At 70.0% G+C, this 21,211-nt stretch carries 16 protein-coding genes and 2 pseudogenes; 9 read left to right on the top strand and 9 right to left on the bottom strand.

What is annotated here, in order from left to right; genetic code table 11:
* Positions 1 to 196 precede the first annotated feature (196 nt).
* A complete protein-coding gene (locus ACQPZW_RS44745; RefSeq protein ID WP_433792059.1) occupies positions 197 to 1,090 on the top strand; it encodes a hypothetical protein in 894 nt (297 codons plus the stop codon).
* Here the strand turns inward: ACQPZW_RS44745 and ACQPZW_RS44740 are convergent.
* From ACQPZW_RS44740 to ACQPZW_RS44725, 4 genes are read right to left on the bottom strand one after another with little or no spacing between them, the layout of a single operon-like run.
* Positions 1,087 to 2,028: an ABC transporter permease gene (locus ACQPZW_RS44740; protein ID WP_433792058.1), complete on the bottom strand. Its 942-nt coding sequence runs from the start codon at positions 2,026 to 2,028 to the stop codon at positions 1,087 to 1,089. The two genes, ACQPZW_RS44745 and ACQPZW_RS44740, sit on opposite strands and share 4 nt — an antisense overlap.
* Positions 2,018 to 2,764: an ABC transporter ATP-binding protein gene (locus tag ACQPZW_RS44735; protein WP_433792057.1), complete on the bottom strand. Its 747-nt coding sequence runs from the start codon at positions 2,762 to 2,764 to the stop codon at positions 2,018 to 2,020. The genes ACQPZW_RS44740 and ACQPZW_RS44735 overlap by 11 nt, the downstream gene beginning before the upstream one ends.
* Positions 2,765 to 2,791: 27 nt before the next feature.
* Positions 2,792 to 3,871, bottom strand: a complete 1,080-nt coding sequence (locus tag ACQPZW_RS44730) for an ABC transporter substrate-binding protein (RefSeq protein WP_433792056.1) — start codon at positions 3,869 to 3,871, stop codon at positions 2,792 to 2,794.
* Positions 3,872 to 3,879: 8 nt separating this feature from the next.
* Positions 3,880 to 4,293 (bottom strand): RrF2 family transcriptional regulator, encoded by a 414-nt coding sequence (locus ACQPZW_RS44725; RefSeq protein WP_433792055.1) that lies wholly within the window; start codon positions 4,291 to 4,293, stop codon positions 3,880 to 3,882.
* Between the two features lie 294 nt (positions 4,294 to 4,587).
* Here ACQPZW_RS44725 and ACQPZW_RS44720 point away from each other — a divergent pair, with 294 nt between their 5' ends.
* From ACQPZW_RS44720 to ACQPZW_RS44705, 4 genes and pseudogenes are all read left to right on the top strand, one after another.
* A complete protein-coding gene (locus ACQPZW_RS44720; RefSeq protein ID WP_433792054.1) occupies positions 4,588 to 5,895 on the top strand; it encodes a M16 family metallopeptidase in 1,308 nt (435 codons plus the stop codon).
* Positions 5,892 to 7,207: pseudogene (locus ACQPZW_RS44715) on the top strand (M16 family metallopeptidase). Before ACQPZW_RS44720 ends, ACQPZW_RS44715 begins: the two are co-directional and overlap by 4 nt.
* Positions 7,204 to 8,151: an NAD(+) diphosphatase gene (gene nudC / locus ACQPZW_RS44710; RefSeq protein WP_433792053.1), complete on the top strand. Its 948-nt coding sequence runs from the start codon at positions 7,204 to 7,206 to the stop codon at positions 8,149 to 8,151. Before ACQPZW_RS44715 ends, nudC begins: the two are co-directional and overlap by 4 nt.
* Before the next feature lie 56 nt (positions 8,152 to 8,207).
* Entirely contained in the window at positions 8,208 to 9,089 is an 882-nt protein-coding gene (locus ACQPZW_RS44705; protein ID WP_433792052.1) for a phytanoyl-CoA dioxygenase family protein, read from the top strand.
* 50 nt (positions 9,090 to 9,139) lie between these two features.
* Here the strand turns inward: ACQPZW_RS44705 and ACQPZW_RS44700 are convergent, their stop codons facing one another.
* Both ACQPZW_RS44700 and ACQPZW_RS44695 read right to left on the bottom strand, forming a co-directional pair.
* On the bottom strand, positions 9,140 to 12,694 hold the full coding sequence (locus tag ACQPZW_RS44700; RefSeq protein ID WP_433792051.1) for a GDSL-type esterase/lipase family protein: 3,555 nt from the start codon (positions 12,692 to 12,694) through the stop codon (positions 9,140 to 9,142).
* On the bottom strand, positions 12,676 to 14,019 hold the full coding sequence (locus ACQPZW_RS44695; protein ID WP_433792050.1) for a hypothetical protein: 1,344 nt from the start codon (positions 14,017 to 14,019) through the stop codon (positions 12,676 to 12,678). Before ACQPZW_RS44695 ends, ACQPZW_RS44700 begins: the two co-directional genes overlap by 19 nt.
* A gap of 172 nt (positions 14,020 to 14,191) precedes the next feature.
* Between ACQPZW_RS44695 and ACQPZW_RS44690 the strand changes: the two genes are divergently transcribed.
* Positions 14,192 to 14,776, top strand: a complete 585-nt coding sequence (locus ACQPZW_RS44690) for an SMI1/KNR4 family protein (protein ID WP_433792049.1) — start codon at positions 14,192 to 14,194, stop codon at positions 14,774 to 14,776.
* 37 nt (positions 14,777 to 14,813) lie between these two features.
* Here ACQPZW_RS44690 and ACQPZW_RS44685 read toward each other — a convergent pair whose 3' ends face one another.
* Positions 14,814 to 15,062: a mycoredoxin gene (locus ACQPZW_RS44685; protein ID WP_433792048.1), complete on the bottom strand. Its 249-nt coding sequence runs from the start codon at positions 15,060 to 15,062 to the stop codon at positions 14,814 to 14,816.
* A gap of 83 nt (positions 15,063 to 15,145) precedes the next feature.
* On the opposite strand from ACQPZW_RS44685, the gene ACQPZW_RS44680 reads away from it, so the two are divergent.
* The 3 genes from ACQPZW_RS44680 (at position 15,146) to ACQPZW_RS44670 (ending at position 18,243) form a co-directional block, all read left to right on the top strand.
* A complete protein-coding gene (locus tag ACQPZW_RS44680) occupies positions 15,146 to 17,284 on the top strand; it encodes an ATP-dependent DNA helicase UvrD2 (RefSeq protein WP_433792047.1) in 2,139 nt (712 codons plus the stop codon).
* A 118-nt stretch (positions 17,285 to 17,402) separates the two neighbouring features.
* Positions 17,403 to 17,735, top strand: coding sequence for a hypothetical protein (locus ACQPZW_RS44675; RefSeq protein WP_433792046.1), 333 nt, complete (start codon positions 17,403 to 17,405; stop codon positions 17,733 to 17,735).
* Between the two features lie 145 nt (positions 17,736 to 17,880).
* Entirely contained in the window at positions 17,881 to 18,243 is a 363-nt protein-coding gene (locus ACQPZW_RS44670) for a WhiB family transcriptional regulator (RefSeq protein WP_093619169.1), read from the top strand.
* 374 nt (positions 18,244 to 18,617) lie between these two features.
* Here ACQPZW_RS44670 and ACQPZW_RS44665 read toward each other — a convergent pair whose 3' ends face one another.
* Together ACQPZW_RS44665 and ACQPZW_RS44660 are read right to left on the bottom strand one after the other, a co-directional pair.
* Positions 18,618 to 19,964: an ABC1 kinase family protein gene (locus tag ACQPZW_RS44665; protein ID WP_433792045.1), complete on the bottom strand. Its 1,347-nt coding sequence runs from the start codon at positions 19,962 to 19,964 to the stop codon at positions 18,618 to 18,620.
* Between the two features lie 27 nt (positions 19,965 to 19,991).
* Positions 19,992 to 21,115 (bottom strand): annotated as a pseudogene (locus ACQPZW_RS44660) (hypothetical protein).
* Positions 21,116 to 21,211: the final 96 nt, after the last annotated feature.

Below are 21,211 nucleotides of genomic sequence, written 5' to 3'. Positions count from 1 at the left end.
GACGGCAGGCCAGCCAGCGAGTGGGACGCCGGGCCGGCCAGCGCGTGGGACGGCGTGGTGGCCGGCCCGTGGGACGGCAGGCCGGCCAGCGAGCGGGACGCCGGGCCGGCCGGTGCGTGGGACGTCGGGCCGGTCGGCGCGTGGGATGGCGTGGTGGCGGACGCGGTCACTGTGCCGGTGGTGTTCACTGGTGTGCATGTCCGAGCCGAAGCCGCCGACGCCCGCGTGGGAGCGGCCGGGCGCGCCGTGGTCCTCGGGGATGGTGACGGCTCACCACGTACCCCAGCAGGCGCCGCAGCCGGACGCGCCCCCCGAGCCGCCCCGCCCGGACGGACCCGAGCGGCGCCGGCGGCAGTTGATGATCTTCGGTGGGGTGGCCGGGGTGATCCTCGCGGCTGGGCTCGCCGTCCTGCTCGCGGTGCTCCTCGGCGGTGACGGTGATCCGTTCGGGGAGAAGGCGGCGCCGCCGGCCGATCTGCGGCCTCCGCTCGCGCAGGCCTGCCCGGCGCCCACCGTCTCACCCGGCGGTGCGGCGACCACCGCGCCGAGCGCTCCGGCCGCGCCGCCGGCCGAGGGCGAGCGCACCGTCGATCCGGAGGCCGGGATCTCCTACAGGAGGTACGGGGCGCCCTGGGTCACCTGGACCGACGTGTGGAACGCCGGCACCCTGCAGGTGCCGTACCGGGTGGGGCAGCACTTCGTGACCGAGGTCTACCAGAGTGGGCAGTACCATGCGTCGATCCTGTCGGCGGCGGTTCCGGCTGCCGACAACGACGCCGTGACGCTCGATCTGGAGTGTGTGGGCCGGCAGGTCATGGCGGATGTGCGGGCCGAGTACTACCCGCAGCCGAACACCCTGGAGCCGCTCCGCGACGAGGTGACGACGCTCGGCGGGCGCCCGGCGTGGGTGAGTGAGTTCCGGCTCGGGTTCAAGGAACCGGGACTGACCGCCACCTCGGAGCTCTCCGCGGTGGCGGTCATCGATGTCGGCAAACCCACGGCGGCGATCCTGTACGTCTCGGTCCCGGACACCCATAGGCAGTTCGACTACGTGGTGGACGAGGTCCTCGACTCGGTGCGGCCGATCTAGCTCCCGGTCAGGCCCCAGCGCTTGCGCAGGGCGCCGTCGGCAGCGTTGAACAACTGGTCGACCAGGATGCCGACGATCAAGACCACGATGATGTACGCGAGGACGGCGACCGCGTCGTTCAGGTCACGGGCGGTCTGCATCCGTACGCCGATGGACACCGTGCCCGGCACGATGACCAGCAGCTCGCCGGCCATCAGGCTGCGCCAGGAGAACGCCCAGCCCTGCTTGAGCCCGGAGACGAAGGACGGCAGTGACGCGGGCAGGATCAGGTGCCGGTACTTCGCGATGCCCCGCATGCCCATCACCTGTCCGACCCGCAGCCAGGTCCGCGGCACGTAGTCGATGCCGCTGATCAGGCCGTTCGCCACCGACGGCGCGGCGCCGATGACGACCACGAAGAGGATCGCCTCCTCGCCGAGCTGGAAGAGCAGGATGGCGAGCGGGAACCACATGATCGACGGCATGGTCTGCAGGCCGGTGATCAGCGAGCCGATCGCGGCGCGCAGCGGCTTGAACTGGGAGACCAGCGCGCCGATCAGCGTGCCGATCGCCACCGCCAGCGCGAAGCCGGTGAGCGCCCGGGTCATGGTCAGCTGTACGCCGTCCCAGAACTTCGGCTCGGTGATCAGCTCGCCGAGTTCGCCGAACACGTCGGCTGGCGCCGGCAGCACATAGGGCGGCCGCCACTCGGACAGGTAGACGAGTTGCCACGCGCCGATGACGATGGCGATCGCCAGCAGTTTGGGCCAGGTACTCGCCCAGATCCGCTTGCCGAGTTTGCCCTTGTCCTTCTTGGGCGCGAGATCCAGCGAGTCGAGGCCGCTGATCCGATCGGCGGCGGCCAGATCCGGGTCCTTCGGTTTCTCCACCATCGGAGGGATCTCCGGCTGGAAGACGCCTTCCAACCCGGCCCGGGCGCTGGGGAATTCAGTTGGCATGACGGGCGACCTCCGCGCGGAGCCGGTCGGTGATCTCGGCGGCCTGGCCGGAGACCTCGGGGGAGTCGATGCGCCGCGGCCGCGGGTGGTCGATCTTGAAGTCCTCGATGACGCGCCCGGGACGGCTGCTCAGCAGGATCACCCGGTCACCGAGGCGGACCGCCTCACGGACGTTGTGGGTGACGAAGAGGACGGTCAGCTCCTGCTCGCGCCAGATCCGCTCCAGCTCGTCGTGCAGGATGTCGCGGGTCATCGCGTCGAGCGCGCCGAACGGCTCGTCCATCAGCAGGACGTCGGCGTTCTGGGCCAGGGCCCGGGCCAGGGCGACCCGCTGCCGCATGCCGCCGGAGAGCTCGTGCGGCCGTTTGTCGCCGAAGCCCTCCAGCCGCACGATCTCGAGCAGTTCCAGGGCCCGCTGCTTACGCTCGGCGCGGCCCACCCCCTGCAGCTTCAGCGGCAGCTCGACGTTGCCGGCCACCGAGAGCCAGGGGAAGAGGGCGGCCTCCTGGAACATCAGCGCGACGTGCCGCCCGTCGATGTCCAGAGTGCCGCTGGTGATCTCGTCGAGGCCGGCGACCAGCGAGAGCAGGGTGCTCTTGCCGCAGCCGGAGGCGCCGAGGAGGCAGACGAACTCCCCCTTGTCGACGTCGAGCGAGACGTGATCGAGGGCGAGCAGAGCGCTGCTCCCCGAACCGTACTGCTTGGTGACGTCGTCGATCCGGACAACCGTGCTCATACTCGCCCTCCCGTCAATCCCGCCGGATCAGGCCGCGGAGTCGCTGACCTCGGCCTGGCCGTCCGCCTTCAGCAGCTCGTTCAGCAGCGTGATGTCGTAGATGCCCTTGAGGTCCACCGGGTCGAGCAGGCCGACCTCCTCGGCGTGCTTCGCGCTGGTGAAGAGCGAGGACGCGATCGGGTCGTAGGTGAACTTCAGGTTCGCGAAGGCGGCGGTGAGGATCTCCTCCTTCAGCGGCTTGCTGGTGAGGGCCTCGATCTGGGCGTTCGCGGCCTTCTGCGCGCCGGCGTTGTCGTCCTTGATGTACTTGACCGCCGCGATGTGGCCCTGGAGCAGCTTCTTGACCGTGCCCGGGTATTCCTTCAGGAACTTCTGGCTGACGATCAGGTGGGTGGTCACGAACTCCTGGCTCGGCCACAGCGTCTTCTCGTCGACCAGGACCTTGCCCTTGGACTCGAGGACCAGCTTGCTGAAGTTGGGCTCGGGAACCCAGGCGCCGTCGATGCTGCCCTGCGCGAACGCCTGGACCGCGGTCGCGTTGTCCTGCGGCAGGACCGAGACGTCGCCGCCGCCGCTGGTGTCGGCGTTCAGGCCGTTCGACTTCAGCCAGGCGCGCAGCGCGACGTCCTGGGTGTTGCCCAGCTGCGGGGTGGCGATCTTCTTGCCCTTGAGGTCGGCCGGGGTGTTGATGCCCTCCTTGACGACCAGGCCGGCGCCGCCCGAGGTGCTGCCCGCGATGATCTTCAGCGCGGTGCCCTTGGACTTGGACCAGCCGTTGATCGCCGGGTTCGGGCCGATGTAGGTGGCGTCGATCGCGCCCGAGAGCAGCGCCTCGATCGCGGCCGGGCCGGCGTTGAAGGTGGTCGCCTCGAGCTTGGTGCTGCCCAGCTTCTCGGCGAAGATGCCCTTGTTGACGCCGACCAGGGCGGGGGCGTGGGTGATGTTGGGGAAGTAGCCCAGCTTGATGGCCGGGGCCTCGGCGGCGTTTCCGGAGGCCGCCTCGGCGGCGGTCTTCTCCTCTTCCTTGGAACCGCAGGCGGCCAGCGCGGTCGTGGCCACCAGGGCAGCCGAGGCAAGGGCCAGCGCACGTAGGGTGCGGGAGCTCATGCTCACTCCTAATTTCGTTTCACTGAGATACTGGAGAGTTCGGCCATGGTCTTGTGGTCGACCACACCCTCGATGGCAGCCTCGACGGCGACCCACACGTCGTGCAGCGCCGTCGCCGCACCGTGGTAGGTCGCCGTGGACGTGGGCAGCCCCCGGACTGTGGTGAGGGCACCCCCGACGGCGCGAACCACGTCGCCGACGGTGATCTCCTCGGCCGGGCGGGCCAAGGCGTACCCGCCGTCCACGCCGCGGTGGCTGTGCAGCAGCCCGGCACGGCGCAGATCGAGCAGGATGCCCTGCAGAAAGCTGAGCGGGATCTCCTGGACGGCGGCCAGTCCAGCCGCCTTGACCAGGCGTGGGTGCTCGGCGGTGACCGCCAGCATCGCGCGTACGGCGTAGTCCGTGCGAGCCGAGACGTACACGCCGCGCTCCCCCTCCCGTCGACACCTGCCGTCGATACTTCGGTTTCCCTATCTGATGGATGGGAATACTGGACCATAGGGGTTTGGTGCGTCAAGCCTGGCCCGGGGCGTGGGAAACCGGCATCGAGGGTATTTTCGGGGTGTATCGTGCCCGACTTCCCCGACTGGGTGACCGGGACGACATCGACGCGCCACGCCGGGGTCCGATTCGCGGCGGAAGATCGGGAACGGATATTGATGTATTTACTCGGCGTCGCCGTTCGACTACGCAGAAGTGTCCGCTAGATTCGTACCGTGGCGCCCAAAATCAAGATCCCCGCGACGAAATACCCGGTCGAGCGGTTCACCCTCGGCAATGGTCTGCGCGTGGTCCTCTCTCCGGATCGCAGCGCCCCTGTCGTCGGTGTGGCCGTCGTCTACGACGTCGGCATCCGCAGCGAGCCCGAGGGCCGTACCGGTTTCGCCCACCTCTTCGAGCACCTGATGTTCCAGGGCTCGGAGAACCTGGAGAAGCTGGCGCACTTCCGCCACGTGCAGGGCGCGGGCGGCAGTTTCAACGGCTCCACCCACCTGGACTACACCGACTACTTCGAGGTCCTGCCGACCGGCGGGCTCGAGCGCGCGCTCTTCCTCGAGGCCGACCGGATGCGCGGTCCCCGGCTCACCGAGGAAAATCTGCGCAACCAGGTCGACGTGGTCAAGGAGGAGATCCGGGTCAACGTGCTGAACCGGCCGTACGGCGGGTTCCCCTGGCTGAAGCTGCCGCCGGTGATGTTCGGCACCTTCGCCAACGCGCACGACGGCTACGGGTCGTTCGAGGACCTGGAGAGCGCCACCGTCGAGGACGCGCAGGGCTTCTTCGACCGCTACTACGCCTGTGGCAACGCGGTGCTCTCGGTCGCCGGCGACTTCGACGTGGCCGAGGCGACCGCGATGATCGAGCGGCACTTCAGCGACGTGCCGGCGCGACCCGCCCCGCGGCTGCCCGACTTCGACGAGGCCGACCTGAGCGGGGAGCGGCGCGAGTCGTACACCGATCGCATCGCCCCGCTGCCGGCCGTGGCCGCCGGATGGCGCGTGCCCGACCCGATCGGCACCTTCGAGGACTACCTGCCGTACGTGGTGCTCGCCGAGGTTCTCACCGACGGCGACGCGTCCCGGCTGGTCGAGCGCCTGGTCCAGCGCGACCGCACGGCCACCACCCTGGGCGGCTACCTCGGCTTCATGGGCGACGAGTATCTGGTGCGCAACCCGACCGCGCTGCTGCTGCAGGCCCACCTGCCCCCGGGCGGCGACGCCGACAAGGTGCTGCGCACCATCGACGAGGAGCTGGACCGGCTGGCCGCCGACGGTCTCAAGCCCGGCGAGCTGGACCGCACCCAGGCGCGGATGGCGACCCGCGCGCTGAACGGCACCGACGACGTGCTCGGCCGGGCTCAGCCGATGGCCGTCCTGGAGCTGCAGCGCGGCCGCCCCGGCCTGCTCAACGACCTGCCCAAGCTGATCAGCGAGGTGCGCGAGGAGCAGATCGTCGCCGCCGCGGCCACCCTGCGGCCCGAGCGCCGCGCCTCCGTCGAAGTGATCCCGGGAGCCTCCTCGTGACCAAGACCCTGCCCGACCTGGTGCCGGACGCCGAGCTGAACCTGCCGCGGGAGCGCGAGCGGACCCTCCCCAACGGGCTCACCGTCATCGCGATCAAGCGGTCCGCGGTGCCCCTGGTCGAGGTGCGGCTGCGGATCCCGTTCGGGCGGGCCCGCTGGCCTCGGCCACCCTGCTCTCGCAGGCGCTCTTCACCGGCACCAGCGGTATGAACAGCATCGACATCGCCGCCGAGCTGCAGGCCGTCGGCGGCGGCCTGTCCGCCGGCCTCGACCCGGACCGGCTGCTGATCAGCGGCAACGCGCTCGCCGACGGGCTGGACCGGACGCTGGAGCTGCTCGCCTCGGTGCTGACCGACGCCACCTACCCGGTCGAGGAGGTGTCCACCGAGCGGGACCGGCTCGTCGACCACATCCAGGTCGCGCTCAGCCAGCCGGCGCACCTGGCCCGGGTGGCCCTGCTCAAGCGGATGTACGGCACCCACCCGTACGCGGTGCAGACCCCGCAGCCCGAGGAGATCCGGGCGCTGTCCCCGGAGCCGTTGCGCGACCTGCACGCCGCCCGGGTCCGCCCGGCCGGCGCGGTGCTCGTCCTGGTCGGCGACATCGACCCGGACCAGGCCATCGACACCGCGGAGAAGATCCTCGGCGGCTGGACGGGCAGCGCGGCGGACGGCAGCCTGCCGCCCATCCCGGCGCTGGAGACCGGCCCGCTGCTGCTCGTCGACCGGCCCGGCTCGGTGCAGTCGTCGCTGCGGATAGCGCTGCCCGCGCTGACCCGCACCGATCCCGGCTACGCCGCGCTCCACCTGGCCAACCTGGTGTTCGGCGGTTACTTCTCGTCCCGGTGGACCGAGAACATCCGGGAGGACAAGGGCTACACCTACGGGTCGTACTCGTCGATCGACCACTACGTCGCCGGGTCCGCCCTGGTCGCGGCGGCCGAGGTGGCCACCGAGGTGACCGGCCCGTCGCTGCTGGAGTCGGTCTACGAGCTGGGCCGCATCGCCAGCCTGCCGCCCGGCGAGGAGGAGCTGGAGCAGGCCCGGCGCTACGCCCTCGGCACACTCCGCCTCGGCATGTCCACCCAGGCCGGGCTCGCCGCTCTGGCCGGTATGTACTCCGGTTTCGGGCTCCGTCTCGACCACCTGCGCGAGTATTCTGCGGCGCTGTCCGCGGCCACCCGCGAGGAGGTCGCCGCGGCGGCCGCCGAGTACCTTGCCCCGTCCCGGGCGGTGACCGTGGTCCTCGGTGACGCCGAGAAGATCGAGTCGCAGCTGTCCGCCCTGACCGTCGTGGAGCGCAGCGCAGCGTGATCAGCTCCGAGAAGCCGAGCGGTCCTCCGCTCGCTCGTACCACCCTCGACCGCGCGGCCGAGCACCGTCGTGACGAGGATTGGCTCGCCGCCGCCTGGGATCGCGGCCGGGTCCTCGTCGTCGACCTGGCCAAGGGCGGCCGGGCCCTGGTCACCGACCGTCCCGACGGCGGCGCCGGTCTGATCCTGGTGCCGTCGCCGGAGGCGCCCGAGGGCGAGCGCTGGTTCCTCGGCGTCGGCCCGGACGGCACGCCCTACTGGGCCGTCGACGCTCCGCTTCCGGTGGTGGAGGAGGCTCGCTCCACCGGGCTGCGGGAGTCCGGGCACCTGCTCGACGACCTGGGGACCGGCCTGCTCACCACGGCGGTCGCCCTCGGCAACTGGCACCGCAGCCACCTCTACTCGCCGCGCACCGGGAAGCCGACCGAGGTGGTGGAGGCCGGTTGGGCGCGGGTCGACCCGGACGGCGTCATGATGTGGCCGCGGACCGACCCCGCGATGATCATCCTGGTGCACGACGGGGTGCCCGGCCCGCTGGGCCGCTGCCTGCTCGGCCATAACGCGTCCTGGCCGCCCCGGCCCGACGGCGGGCGGCGCTTCTCCTGCCTGGCCGGGTTCGTCGAGGCCGGCGAGTCGGCTGAGGCCGCGGTCGCCCGCGAGGTGTACGAGGAGGTGGGCATCGGCCTCGCCGAGATCCGGTACGAGGGGAGCCAGTCCTGGCCGTACCCCGGCTCGTTGATGCTCGGTTTCTTCGGGACCGCCGATCCGGGGGAGCCGCTGGTCCTGGACCCGGAGGAGATCGACGAGGCGCACTGGTTCACCAGGGAGGACGTCGCGAAGATGTTCTTCGGTGAGAGCCCGCAGTCGGTTCCGATGAACTCCTCGATCGCCTTCTATCTGATCGAGAAGTGGCTGCTCGAGGATCCAGAAGATATTTCTGGTTAGCGGCAACCTGGCGGTCCGGCCATCGCGTCTTCCTTGCAAAGACGAGAGGGGATCCGATGACTCAGGTGGAGGCACCGGCGTGGACGCCGATGACCGCAGACGAGCGGGAGGCGTTCGACCGCGACGGCTACATCGTCGTGCCGTCGGTGCTGAGCGGGAGCGAGATCGAGGCCGGTCGCGCCGCGATCCTGGGGTATTACGAGAAGCAGAGGTCCGAGGGCGGGCTGAGCGCGACCGGTGCCCTGCACCAGCTGTCGCCGATCGCCCACGTGCCCGAGCTCGCCTTCCTGATCGACCACCCCAAGGCTTTCAACTACATCTGGTCGCTGCTCGGGTGGAACCTGCACATCTACCACTCGCACATCGACGTGCACCCGCAGCTGCACGAGAAGCAGAAGGACTGGTGGCACTGGCACCAGGACGGCGGCCGGCAGAACCGGGAGATCGAGACCGACCCGCGGCCGATGCTGTCGGTCAAGCTGGCGTACTGGTTCTCGGACGTGAGCGAGACCGGCCGGGGAAACTTCACCGTGCTGCCCGGCAGCCACAAGACCAACTGGCTGCCCGGTCCGCAGAACCGTGGCCTTCCGTACCCGCAGCCCGAGGGCGCCACCCAGATCACCGCGAACGCCGGCGACCTGGTCGTCTTCGACCGGCGCATCTGGCACGCCCGGTCGGACAACTACTCCGACATCACCCGTGTCGGCGCGTTCTTCGGCTACACCCCGCGCTGGATCGCCATGCGCGACGAGAACGCCGACCTGCCGAACCGGCCGGAGTGGGCGGGCTTCAACGACGTGCAGAGGCAGCTGCTCGGTGGCTTCGGCAACGGCGACGGCGACCACCAGTGGGGTCACTACCCGGAGACCACGCCGCTCTACGGCGCTCTCAAGGAGCGCGGCCTGCTCGACTCGAGCATCCCGGCGCTGATCCCGTAAAGGGCCGTGCCGGGTGGGAGGGGCCGGCCGGCCCCTCCCACCCGTTGCCGTCAACAGACGTAGAACGTCTTGGCGCCCTGTGTCGCCGCCTCATCGATCAGCGGGACCGTCAGGTATTCGCCGCCGTTGGTGAGGAGCTGGTTCTTCCACCCGGGAACGATGCTGTCCTCGTAGGTGGCCGTCGGCACTTTGCAGGAGCTGTACATTGCGCCGAGCATGTTGCCCTCGACGATGTTCTCCGACTTGTCGATCATCAGCAGTCGCGTGCTCATCGGCGAGTGCTGACCACCGGTCCAGAAGTCCCACGCCCCGCCCAGCTCCGAGGTGTAGAACGGGTACTCGTCGCACTGATCCTGGGGCCGTTTCAAGGGACACGACGTCTGCGCGTACTTCTTCTGGTTGAACCAGGCGCGGTCCTTGAGGGTCTTCTTCTTCTCGTTCTCCCCGTTGACGTACCGCAACTGCACCCAGGGCGGGTTGGCCCAGATCGCGGCCTCGTCGTTGCGTGCCGCGGCCCTCGCGTCGAAGGCGGTGGGGAAGACGATCGGCTCGGTCAGACAGGGCTGGTCGACGAGACCACCCCGCCGGGTCATCCGCAGGCACTCCTCGGCGGCCAACTCCGCCTGTGCGTCGGTGAGGATCCACCGGCCCTTGTCGTCGCCGGGCCAGCGCGTGTTGGCATAGTCGACGATGCGTTTCTTCACCGCCGCCACCAGCCACTCGTGCAGATTCTGGTCCTGGCCGAAGGCGGTGGTGAGCAGCTCGGCGAAGCCCCGCTGGCCGAGAGCGGTCGGGTGGAAGGTCCCGGTGCCCGGCAGGCTGGTGCCACTGCCGTCCTCGCTCTTCGCGGTGACCGCGTTCAGCCACCGGTGGCCGTCGTCACCGCGGCAGGCCCACTTCTTCCGCCCGTAGTCTCCGACGCTGATCGCCGTCGTCGTGTCGACGTAGCGGATGTCGACGCCCTCCGCGGCCACGTCCTCGACGGCCCGCGAGATCGTGATGGCGAGCCGCCCGGCGAGGACGTTGAGGAACTGCTCCGCGTCCGCGCCGATGTTGTAGCAGATGTTGGTGACGTTCCCCGTCTCGTTGGGGAACAGCTGCGGGTAGCCGACCACGTAGATCTTTGCGTTCGGCGCCGCCCGGTGAATCGCCCGATAGGTGGCCTTCAGCTTCGCCGGCAGCCAATCCCGGATGATCTTCGCTTCGTAGTCCCGCAGTGATTCCGGGTCGACCTTCCCGGTCGGCCGGGTCAGCCGGTAGTCCTCGGCCGAACAGTCGCCCGTCGCGGCGATGCAGCCGCGCAGGACGTCCAGGAACCGGGCGTCGTTGCCGCCGATCGAGATCGACACGTGGGTGGTCTCCGGGTCCAGCCAGCCCTGCTCCACCTGCGTCAGCTCACCCCACTGGTCGTGTGCGGTGCCCCAGTCGGTGTGCCCGGCGACGTCGGAGTCGGCCGCCGGGACGTTGAGAGCGTCCCGCGTCACCGAGACGGTGCTCGCGCCCGAACAGGCGATGAACCCGAAACTGCCCGCGCTGAAATCGCGCGCCATCGTCTCGATGGTGAAGTGGTCCTCGGCGCCCCATCCGGTCGGCTTGTCGGCGCCGGGCATGGTGACCAGACGGGGATAGGCGCCGTTGCGTGACCGGTGGCACGCGTTCTTCTCCGATCCCTTGGTGCCGTTGGTACGCATCAGGTCGCTGTTGCGGTCGTACGGCGACAGCCCCTCACCGGACGAGTAGGAGTCGCCCATCGCCACGTAGCGCGGCGCCGGAACGTATTCCAGCAGAGGCGCCTTGACCAGCGGCGTGACTCCGCTCTCCGACCCGATGCCCTTCTCCCGGTGCTGGGCCGGCACGTCCGAGTGCTCGCGGCTGAACGCGACCGCGTCGAACACGATGCTGTCGTCGCCCGTTCCGTCCTTGGCCACGGTGGTCAGCGAGACCTCAGGGGTGTCCTTGAAGGGGAAGACCCCGAGGTCGACCCACTTGTTGGCCTGCCACGTCTGGTTGATGACGCGGTACCGGGTCTGGCCGTCGCCGAGGTTGATGACGTACTTCGCCTGCTCGGTCCACGCGCCGAACTCGGGCACGAAGACCTGCACCCGCACCGACGTCGTGCGCCCCGGATAGGAGTAGTAGGGGTCCTCCTTCGCCCGCCACGTGCCGGTGACCTTGAGTTTGCCGTCCTCGGCGCCCGCGGTGCGTGTGCTGCCCCGCCAGTAGTGGCCGCCGTAACCGCCACCCACCTGATGAAAGTCGATCTTCGACGGGTAGGTGCCGTTCCCGGCGCCGGCGAACGACAACCGGAACGAGCCGTCCCTCTTCAGGGAGGATCCGCATCCACGTGGCGACGGTGAGCCGGCCGGCACGTTGTCGACCACCTCGGCGCCCTCGGGCAGGGCCTTCGCGCTGTCGCAGTAGACGGGGTAGCTGATGCCGTCACTCTCGCAGTTGGTCTGCCCGGCGGTCGAGCACCACGGGTAGCCCGGGTCGAAGCGCAACTGCTCGTGCCCGCAGTTGGTGCAGGCCCCGGCCGTGTTGGTCTTCTGCCAGGAGACGGGGGAGTGCGCCCAGCACTTCAGGTCGTACTGACCCGCGGCGTTGGTGTGCAGGCACGGGCCGGGCTTCTCAGTCTCCATCCCGGGTGCGTTCGGCTTCTGCTCGACGCCCGGGTAGCAGTTGTTCTCCGCGGTGCAGAAGGTGTACATCGGCGGCTTGGCACTGGCCTTGTCGGCGTCGGTGGTCCACCAGGCGTAGTTGTAGCCGGACCTCTCGACGCCCGGCGACTCGGTCATGGTGATCGGGTTGGCGGCCCAGCCCATCACCTTCTCCGGGTACGGCCACTTCTGCGGGTCCTTCGCGTCCTCGTACTTGCTCATGAAGGGGTGTCGCTGCTGGTCGTAGCGCGGGTTGGCCGGGTTGTTCAGCCAGCCCACACCCCACGGCTGGCCGTCGTTCTTGTTGGGGTAGAAGCCGGAGTTGTACGCCCAGACCGCGAAGAACCAGTTCTCGATCGCCGACGGATCGGCGTTGTGGACCTTCAGCCCGGCGGCGTAGGTCTGGTTCCACTTGTCCTGCAGGATCCTCAGCCCGTAGGCGATGTTCGCGGTGAAGTCCACGGCGACCGCCCGCTGGGTCTGGTACGGCAGAGCGACCTCGACCTTGTTGCCGTTGGCGTCGGTCTTCTCCTTACCGGCCATCCGCATCCCGTCGGTGGCCTGGGTCAGGCCGTAACCGCAGTCGGCGTCCTCCCACACGATGTCCCAGTCGTCGGACGAGGTGGTGTTGTAGATGTCGCGGCCGTAGTAGTTGCCCATCAGCGGGTTGGCGGTCACGCCGGGCAGCGCGAACTTCGACGCCTGCCACATGTTGGACTCCTGCGCGATGATGCCCAGCATGATCTGCGCCGGGACCCGGCCGCCGCCGAGCAGCGCCGGTGCCGGGAACAGCGTCTGTGGCGCGTACGCCGGCATGCCGTAGCCCTTCCAGTTCGCCGGCCGGGACGCCACCTGGTTGAGTTTCCCGACGATCGCCTGGTCGACCGCCCACTCCACGTTGCGCGGCTTGGGCTGCACGGCCTGGTTGTTCACGTCGTTACGGGCCACCGAGCAGTACCGCTCGTCCTCGACCGGGTCGGTCGGCGAGCCGGCCTGTGCCAGGCTCTTCGCCCCGCCTTCGGCGTGGCCGCCGGCGTGCCCAGCTCCGGGTGCACAGCTCGTCCCGCGATCGCCTCCGCGCCGATCGCGGCCGGGCTCACCTCGAAGGTCAGGGGCTTGCCGGTCGGGATGACCGTCGCCGACATCGTGACGTCCCTGGCCACGGTCGGATCCACGGTGTCGGTGCGCGGGTCACCGGCCCCGACGGCCTTCACCTCGGTCAGCGCCAGTTCGCCCCGGGTGGACACCTGGCTCTCCCGGGCGACGGCGATCCGGCGTACACCTGACGGCAGTTTGCCGACCCGGGCCGGCTCACCGGTGATGAACACCTGCCCGGCCTCGCCCCGGGCGACACCGACATCGTCGGTGGGCCCGGTGGCCAGCTCGGCCACCTTCTTGCCGACCGCCCGCTTCACCCGGGCCTGATCGCCGGCCTTCTCCATGAACACGACACCACCGGAGGCGTCCGGCGCGAGCCGGAACGGCACCCCGGCGGCCTCCGCGGTCCGGGAGACCTTGCCGTCGGAGCTCACCGAGACGAGGCCGCCGGCCGCCGCCGCAGCGATGCCGTTCTTCACGGGTACGGGTGAGCTCAGCTCGGTGTTCAGCAGGATCGGCTTGGACAGCGTCCGGGCGGCCGCGTCGATGGTGAACAGGCGGCTCTGCGTCGTGGTGTCCTCGGGGTCCTCGTGCCGCTCACCGTCGAACTGTGTGATCACCGCCTTCTCGCCGGCGCCGCAGCCCGGGTTGAAGTAGGCCAGCGAGGACTGCACCGGCAGTTTCTTGACCCGATGCGTCTCGAGGTCCACCACGGCGGTGAACCCGCCTCGGTCGAACAGGTCCGCCTTGTTGGTGAAGGTCCGCGGCGCGTAGACCACCACGAGCCGTCGGCCCGAGCCGGTGACGCAGGCGTTGCCGATCCACAGGTCCACGTCGAACCCCGGCTCGGACAGGCTGGCCGCTGTCTCCCAGACGTATCCGCTCTTCGCGGTGGCCGTCAGCACGTGGAAGCCGTTCGCGTCCCCGGTGGTCGTCCAGATCCGGTCCTTGGACGCGCGCCAGCCCGTCGGCAGGACCTTGTCCCGGTCGTCCGGTGCCACCCGGTCGACGGGTGGGAGCGGCTCGGGCACGGTGGTGGCGGCCGGAGCTGGCTCCACCGGCGGCACCGGCTCGGCGATCGGGGGCACCGCCACCGCCGGGGCGGACAGCACCAGGATCGCACCGAGCGAAGCCAGCGCGGCATGTGCCGTACGAAGCAGTCGTCTCTTGTTCATATGGCCTCTCGCCTCAACGCTTCCATCCATATGTGGAAGATCATGAGTTGATGACGATAGGTTTCCGGTCGATGTCCCAGCGTCCCGTTGAACCCGAACGGCCTATGCCGTGGATCACAATGTCGCCGTGATCGACGGCCGGCGATCTGCGCTCGGATGACATGATGTGCCGATGTTGGGAGATGACGATCTGGCTCGTCTGGAAGCGGCCTGGCGTTCGCAGGGCTCACCGATCGCCGACGAGCTCGCCCCCGGTCTGACCGATGCCCGCCGTGCGGAGCTGGAGGCCGAGACGGGGCTCGTCCTCCCCGGGGAGCTACGGCGCTGGTGGGGCTGGCACGACGGGGTCCGGGAAGGCTGCTGGGTCAGCGAGAGCCGCATCGGCGCGGGAGCGTGGCTGTTCCTCTCGCTCGAGGAGGCGATCGAGGCGTGGCGCGAGCGGGTCGAGTGGTCCGGCTCGTTCCCCGAGAATCGAGAGAACTGGAACGGCGAGTGGGCGCCGTGGTGGTTCCCGGTGGTCTCCGGGCACACCGCGTTCCTCTTCGCCGACCTCTCCTCCGCCACCGATGACGCGGTGCCGATCCACCTGTGGGCCCAGCAGCCCACCGGCGTCTTCACCCCGGTCGTCGCCTCGTTCGGAGAGGTGGTCCGGGGCTGGGCCGAGGGTATCGAGCGCGGCTTCTTCGTCTGGTCCCAGGAGGACGAGGAGTGGGACATCCCGTTCAACGTCCCACCGGAGATCCGGAAGCTGACATGAGAAAGGCCCCGGCGAGAACCGGGGCCTTTCTGTGGGATCAGGCGGCCAGAGCTGCTTTCAGCTGCACGATCGACGGGTTCGTCAGGACGATCTCGTCGCCGCCGGCCTCCGGGACGATACGGATCGTCGGGACCGTCTGGTTGCCGCCGTTGACGCTGCGCACGAACGCGGCCGAGGCCTCGTCCTGCTCGATGTCGACGACGTCGTAGGCGATGCCCTCGCGGTCGAGCTGCGACTTGAGGCGGTGGCAATACCCACACCAGGACGTCGAGTACATGGTCAGCATCGGTCAGGGCTCCTTCGATACAGGTCACACAGCGGTGCGGCTGACAGGCACAACACCCCGCCGGGGTGTCATGATTCCCTACCGTGCGGACTGAAGGAGTGCTGGCCGGGCTCGACCCCGATCAGCGTACGGCGGTGACCGCGCCCGCTGGTCCGGTCTGCATCCTGGCCGGCGCCGGCACGGGCAAGACCCGGGCGGTCACCCATCGGATCGCGTACCGGACGATGTCCGGCGAGATCAGCCCGCGGCATGTGCTCGCGGTCACCTTCACCGCGCGGGCCGCGGCCGAGATGCGGGCCCGGCTCGGTGCGCTCGGCGCCGGCGGGGTGCAGGCCCGGACCTTCCACGCCGCCGCGCTGCGGCAGGTCCGCTACTTCGCTCCACGGCTCCTCGAAGGCCGGCAGATGCCCGAGCTGCTGGAGAGCAAGGCCCGGTTGGTGGGCCTCGCGGCGGCCCGAGCGGGGGTACGCGCGGACCGCACCACCGCACGAGACCTGGCCGGCGAGATCGAGTGGGCCAAGTCGTCCCTGGTCGAGCCGGGGGAGTATGCGGTGGCCGCGGCCAAGGCGCTGCGCGAGCCACCGTACGAGCCGGCCCGGATGGGTGAGGTCTTCGCCGCCTACGAGCAGCTCAAACGCCGGCAGGGCGTGATCGACTTCGAGGACCTGCTGCGCGCCGCGGTCTGGGGCATCGAGGAGCACCAGGACGTCGCCGACCAGATCCGCGCCCAGTACCGGCACTTCGTGGTCGACGAGTACCAGGACGTCAACCCGTTGCAGCAGCGGCTGCTGGAGGCCTGGCTGGGCGGGCGGGACGACGTGACCGTGGTGGGCGACGCGAGTCAGACGATCTACTCGTTCACGGGTGCGACCTCGGCATACCTCATCGATTTCCCCCGGCAGCGCCGCGGCGCCGTGGTGGTGCGGCTGGTCCGTGACTATCGTTCCACGCCGCAGGTGGTCGGTCTGGCCAACGCGGTGATCCAGCAGGCCCGCGGCACCGAGGCGAAACTGCGGCTGGAGCTGGTCGGCCAGCGGCCGCCCGGGCCCGAGCCGGAGCTCAAGATCTTCCCGGACGAGCACGGCGAGGCGGTCGCGGTGGCCCGGCGCTGCCGTGAGCTGATCGCGGCCGGCACCCCGGCGAGCGAGATCGCGGTCCTCTTCCGCACCAACGCGCAGTCCGAGACGTACGAGGAGGCGCTCGCCGACGCCGAGGTGCCGTACCTGGTCCGCGGCGCCGAGCGGTTCTTCGAGCGGGCCGAGGTACGGAAGGCGATGGTCGCGCTGCGTGCCGCCGTGCGGTCGACTCCGGGGGAGACGCCGCTCGTGGAGGCGGTCGTGGAGGCGCTCTCGGCGACCGGCTGGAACCGGCACCAGCCTCCGCCCGGCGGCGCCGCCCGCGAGCAGTGGGAGGCCTTGGCCGCCCTGGTGGCGCTGGCCGAGGAGTATGCGGCGTCGCCGGAGATCCTGCCGATCGGCGAGGCCGGCCGGCTGCAGCGGGAGGTGTCACTCGCCGCCTTCAACGACGAGCTGATCCGCCGGGCCGAGCAGCAGCACGCGCCGACTGTGTCCGGAGTCACTCTCGCCTCACTGCACTCCGCCAAAGGCCTCGAATGGGACGCGGTGTTCCTGGTCGGCCTCGCTGACGGCACCCTCCCGACGACGTACGCGAAGACGGCCGAGCAATTGGAGGAGGAGCGCCGCCTGCTCTACGTCGGAGTGACCCGCGCCCGCCACGTGCTCTGGCTGTCGTACGGCCAATCGCGCTCCCCGGGCGGCCGAACCCGGCGCCCGTGCCGTTTCCTGCCGCAGCTCACACGCGGTGGTGGGGTCGAACCGCGCACCGCCGAGCCCGGCCGGAGGCCCGAGCGTCGCCGCCCTCAGGTGTCCTCCTGCCGGATCTGCGGGGTCACCCTGCTGGCCGGCGCCGACCGGAAGCTGGGCCGCTGCCCGACCTGCCCGTCCGACCTGGACGAAGACCTCTACGAGCGTCTCCAGGTGTGGCGCGCGAGCACCGCAGCCGAACTCAAAGTCCCTGCTTACGTGGTGTTCACGGATGCGACGTTGGTGGCCGTCGCGGAACGCCGCCCGGCGAACCCGGCCCAGTTGCTCGCGATCGCCGGGATCGGCCCCCGCAAGCTGGGCCAGTACGGCGACGCGGTCTTCGCTCTGGTGGCCGGAGCGAGCCCGAATGATCTTGCGACGAAAAACTTTGAAAACTAGTCCGTTAATTCGTTTGCCCTCTCGTGTAGGGCAGGCATAGCCTCAGAACACACCTTGGCGAGCAGTGGGTTCGCGGGGGTTCGACTACGAGTGCAATGCAACGGAGGAGGTGGCCAAGATGAAGCTCGACATGCTGATGCGCGTTCCGTCGACGCTGCTGAACCCTGCCTGCGCTCTGCCCGTTTCGCTGCCCGCCACCGCCGCTCCGGCGTGGCTGACCGCTGAGCGGACCCAGGTCGAGCTCGTCCGGACCCTGCCGACCGCGGCAAGGTTCGTCCCGGCTCCGCAGGTGCACCAGGTCCCGGCCCAGGCCGAATTGGGCGAATCGGCCCTGGTGCGTATCAGCGGACACAACGGGACCACTGGCTTCAAGGGCAGCAACAGCACCATCTCCGTCAAGCGCTACACGGATGGTGGCAGCGGTGTCCCGCCTCGAGGAAGGCCGGTCTGACAACAGACCAACCGGCTCACCTCGAGGCCGCGGAACCCCTAACCGGGATCCGCGGCCTCGAATCTTTTTCCGGCCGAACCGGCCGGAAGTACGAATTGAACAACGATCCAGAAGATCGAGAAGAAGAGAGAGGTGACCGGGCTTTATGAGTCTGGCGCTGGCCCCGATCGACATGACCGTCGACCTCGAGGCAAACCTGCCCTGTCGGAAGTTCGACCCGGACATGTGGTTCTCCGACTCCCCGGCCCAGCTGGAGCTGGCCAAGTCGCTCTGCGGGGACTGCCCGCTGCGCGCCGAGTGCCTGGCCGGTGCGGTCGACCGTGCGGAGCCCTGGGGTGTCTGGGGTGGCGAGATCTTCGAGCGTGGCGCCGTGGTCCCGCGCAAGCGGCCCCGTGGCCGTCCGCGTAAGGCCGACGTCGCTCGCGACGCCGAGCTGGCTGTCGAGGTGGAGGAGCGCCTCGCCGCCAACGGCCTCGACACCCGCAGCTCAGTTCGTTTGGCTGCATGAGATGACCACCCTCCCCGTAACCGAGATCGAGATCCGAAAGCCGAGAACCGAGATGACTGCAAACGGAGAGACCAAGATGAGAATCCTTCAAGAGGCGTTGTCGAGGGCCCGAATGCCTCGGCCTCAGCGTGACCGTGCACCTGAGGCCTACCGCTCCGCTCGCCGCATCACCATGGACGCTCGCAGCCGGACGTCCCGTGAGCTCGGCGCCGGACTCTGACGACCACCATCGATGAGGAACGGCCCGTCCGCCGATGCGGACGGGCCGTTCCCCTTTACCCGGCCGAGGCCGTCATCGGCGGGTCCGGTCAGGAGCGTGACGACGTCGCCGGGCGCTCATCGGAGCGCCCGGCGAGCGAGTCCATGGAGGTCGGTCAGGTGACGGGGGCGAAGCCGGGCAGCCATTTCTGGAGGATCTCGCGGTAAGCGGCCTCGGCCTCGAGTTGGCTGAGGACACCGATCGAGCCGAGCGTCACGCGGTGGATCAGCAGGTAGGACGGTGGCAGGTTGAGCTTGCGGCTCAACGCATAAGCCGGGCCCCTCGGGTTGGCCAACCGCCCGGCCTCGTTGCGGATCCAGCTGCGGGTGAAGCGGAACCGGTCGACCGCGACCGGCTCGATCATCGGGAGCAGGAAGTCGAGCAGCGCCCGGGCGTCGATGTCGTCGGTCGGCTTGACGAAACCCTCCTCGCGCAAGCCGTCGACGACCGCCTGCGCCTCACCGTCCAGGGCTAGCCGGACCAGGCGGCCGATCGGCTCGGGGTGACCCCCGGGAAGGCGGGCGACGGCGCCGAAGTCGATGACGCCGAGGCGGCCGTCCGGCAGGATCCGGAAGTTGCCGGGGTGCGGGTCGGCGTGCAGCAGCCCGGCCCGGCTGGGCGCGGAGAAGTGCAGGATCGCCATCAGACGGCCGGCCTCGTCGCGATCGGCCTGGGTGCCGTCGGCGATGACCGCGGACAGCGGAGTGCCGTCGACCCACTCGGTGACCAGGATCTGCGGCGCGGACGCCACCACCCGTGGGACGAAGATCTCCGGGTCGTCCTGGTAGGCGGCCGCGAACGCGCGCTGGCTCTCCGCCTCCATCTCGTAGTCGAGCTCCTCGACGATCCGGTCGCGGAGCTCGGCGATCAGCGGCTTCATGTCCATGCCGGGCTGAATGATCTTGAACATGCCGGCCAGCCGGGAGAGCTGCTTCAGGTCGGCGACCAGGGCGTCGCCGGCGCCCGGATACTGCACCTTGACGGCCACGGGCAACAGTTTCGGCTTCGCGTTGCGGCGGGCGGGCGGCAGTTTCCAGACCGCCCGGTGCACCTGGCCGATGCTCGCGGCGGCGGCCGGGGTGTCGTCGAACTCGGCGAACAGGTCCCGCCAGTCCGGCCCGAGCTGCTCGGTCAGCGCCTTGTGCACGTTGGCCACCGGCATCGGCGGCGCCGCCTCCTGCAGTTTGGTCAGCGCCTGCCGGTACGGGCCGGCCATCTCGTCGGGCAGGGCCGCCTCGAACACCGACAGGGCCTGACCGAATTTCATCGCCCCGCCCTTGAGCTGCCCCAGCACGCTGAAGAGCTGCTCGGCGGTCCGCTGCTGAATATCGGCGGAGATGACATCGGAGGCTATGCCGACTGCCCGCTTGCCGAGGCCCAGCGCGGCTCGCCCGGCGAAACCGAGCGGGAGTGCGGCGAGCTTGGCTGTCCGGGACGCGGCGCGGCGCGGTATGTCCGTCACCAGATCATTGTGACCGACGGCCTGCCCTCACCCGGCCCGTCGCGAGGTGGTTTGGCGGTTATGCGGTGAAGGTCCCGTGAAGGTTGGCCTCCGTCGACGCTGTTGGCACGCACAGGCCGGGTGTGCCGTCCAGGTCCGCCGACGGAAACGGCCGGGGCGGAGATCTCGACGGCGACGCCGAGGGTCTCCGGTGCGCCGCCGTCCAGGAACGTGAGAGCCTCCCCGGTCGCGTAGGCGGTGGCGGCCAGCAGGGTGGCCACCGCGCACGGCTCGGCGCCGCCCGGTGCGGCCGCCTGCGCCCCGGTCCAGCCGCCGTCACGCTCCCGGCGGTGCAGGTCGACGCACTGCAAGCAGGGGCCACCGCCGGCGGGCACGAGAGGGCCGATCACGGCGACGCCGTCGCGGATCGCGACCGCGAGGTGGGGCTGACGCCGCGCGGCGAATCCGGCGGCGAGGAGGGCGGGCGGCTCGTCGTGGGCGAGTTGCACGACCAGGGAGGCGGGCGTACGCCGTACCGGATGGACGCCGGTGCCCGGAGCGGTCCGCAGGATCGCGGTCTCCACGGCGACCCGCCTCGGCGCCCCGATGTCCTCCGGCCGCAGCGGCGAACCGGTGATCTCGGCCGCCCCGACGACACCGGACAGCTCGGGATGGACGTGGCCGACACCGGCCTCGGCCAGCGCGACCGCGACCGTGGCGCCGAGCCGCCCGCGCCCGCTGACCACGACCCGGGCCGACCGGCGGCGCCGCAGGACGCGTGCCGGCGACGGATCGTCCCCGGGCCGGGGGCGGGGACCGGCCGAGCCGAGGGCGAGCGCGGCCGCTTCGCAGGTGAGCCGGTGCCGGATGACGGCGGGTAGAGCCGGCGGCAGCAGTGCCGGCGACGGAAGCACGAGACCCACCGAGTGGAGCAGGTCGAGGAGGGCGAGCGTCTCGGCGGCGGGCACGCCCAGGCCGGCAGCTCGAGCCAGGACGAGGCGCTCGGAGTGCCGGCCGTCGAGCAGGTCGAGCACCCCGGCAGCGCGTGGATCGGGCAGCTGCACGACCACGCCGTGCTCGGGATCGAGACCGAGCTGAAGCTCTCCGGGGCCACGCCAGAAACGGGGGAGCCCCGGGATGAGGGTAGGCCGGGGCAGGGGTGTCCGGTTCATGAGTGACAGGGTGTCACTGCAAAGCTGCGGAGCGATGATGTTATCCACAGACCCTCACTGCCCTGGCGAGGGTTGTCCACAGCTTTACGTGAGTTA

This window comes from Actinoplanes sp. CA-252034, assembly GCF_050956125.1.
Lineage (GTDB): Bacteria > Actinomycetota > Actinomycetes > Mycobacteriales > Micromonosporaceae > Actinoplanes.
The sequence above is the reverse complement of the archived record's forward strand: the minus strand, read 5'-3'. Positions and strand labels throughout refer to the sequence as shown.

Bases quoted from the DNA above. Each gene is read 5' to 3' on its own strand.
- ACQPZW_RS44735 (WP_433792057.1), bottom strand. From the start codon at position 2,764: ATGAGCACGGTTGTCCGGATCGACGACGTCACCAAGCAGTACGGTTCG.
- ACQPZW_RS44675 (WP_433792046.1), top strand. From the start codon at position 17,403: ATGAAGCTCGACATGCTGATGCGCGTTCCGTCGACGCTGCTGAACCCT.
- ACQPZW_RS44690 (WP_433792049.1), top strand. From the start codon at position 14,192: ATGTTGGGAGATGACGATCTGGCTCGTCTGGAAGCGGCCTGGCGTTCG.
- ACQPZW_RS44740 (WP_433792058.1), bottom strand. From the start codon at position 2,028: ATGCCAACTGAATTCCCCAGCGCCCGGGCCGGGTTGGAAGGCGTCTTC.
- ACQPZW_RS44745 (WP_433792059.1), top strand. From the start codon at position 197: ATGTCCGAGCCGAAGCCGCCGACGCCCGCGTGGGAGCGGCCGGGCGCG.
- ACQPZW_RS44705 (WP_433792052.1), top strand. From the start codon at position 8,208: ATGACTCAGGTGGAGGCACCGGCGTGGACGCCGATGACCGCAGACGAG.
- ACQPZW_RS44670 (WP_093619169.1), top strand. From the start codon at position 17,881: ATGAGTCTGGCGCTGGCCCCGATCGACATGACCGTCGACCTCGAGGCA.
- ACQPZW_RS44730 (WP_433792056.1), bottom strand. From the start codon at position 3,871: ATGAGCTCCCGCACCCTACGTGCGCTGGCCCTTGCCTCGGCTGCCCTG.
- ACQPZW_RS44685 (WP_433792048.1), bottom strand. From the start codon at position 15,062: ATGCTGACCATGTACTCGACGTCCTGGTGTGGGTATTGCCACCGCCTC.
- ACQPZW_RS44695 (WP_433792050.1), bottom strand. From the start codon at position 14,019: ATGAACAAGAGACGACTGCTTCGTACGGCACATGCCGCGCTGGCTTCG.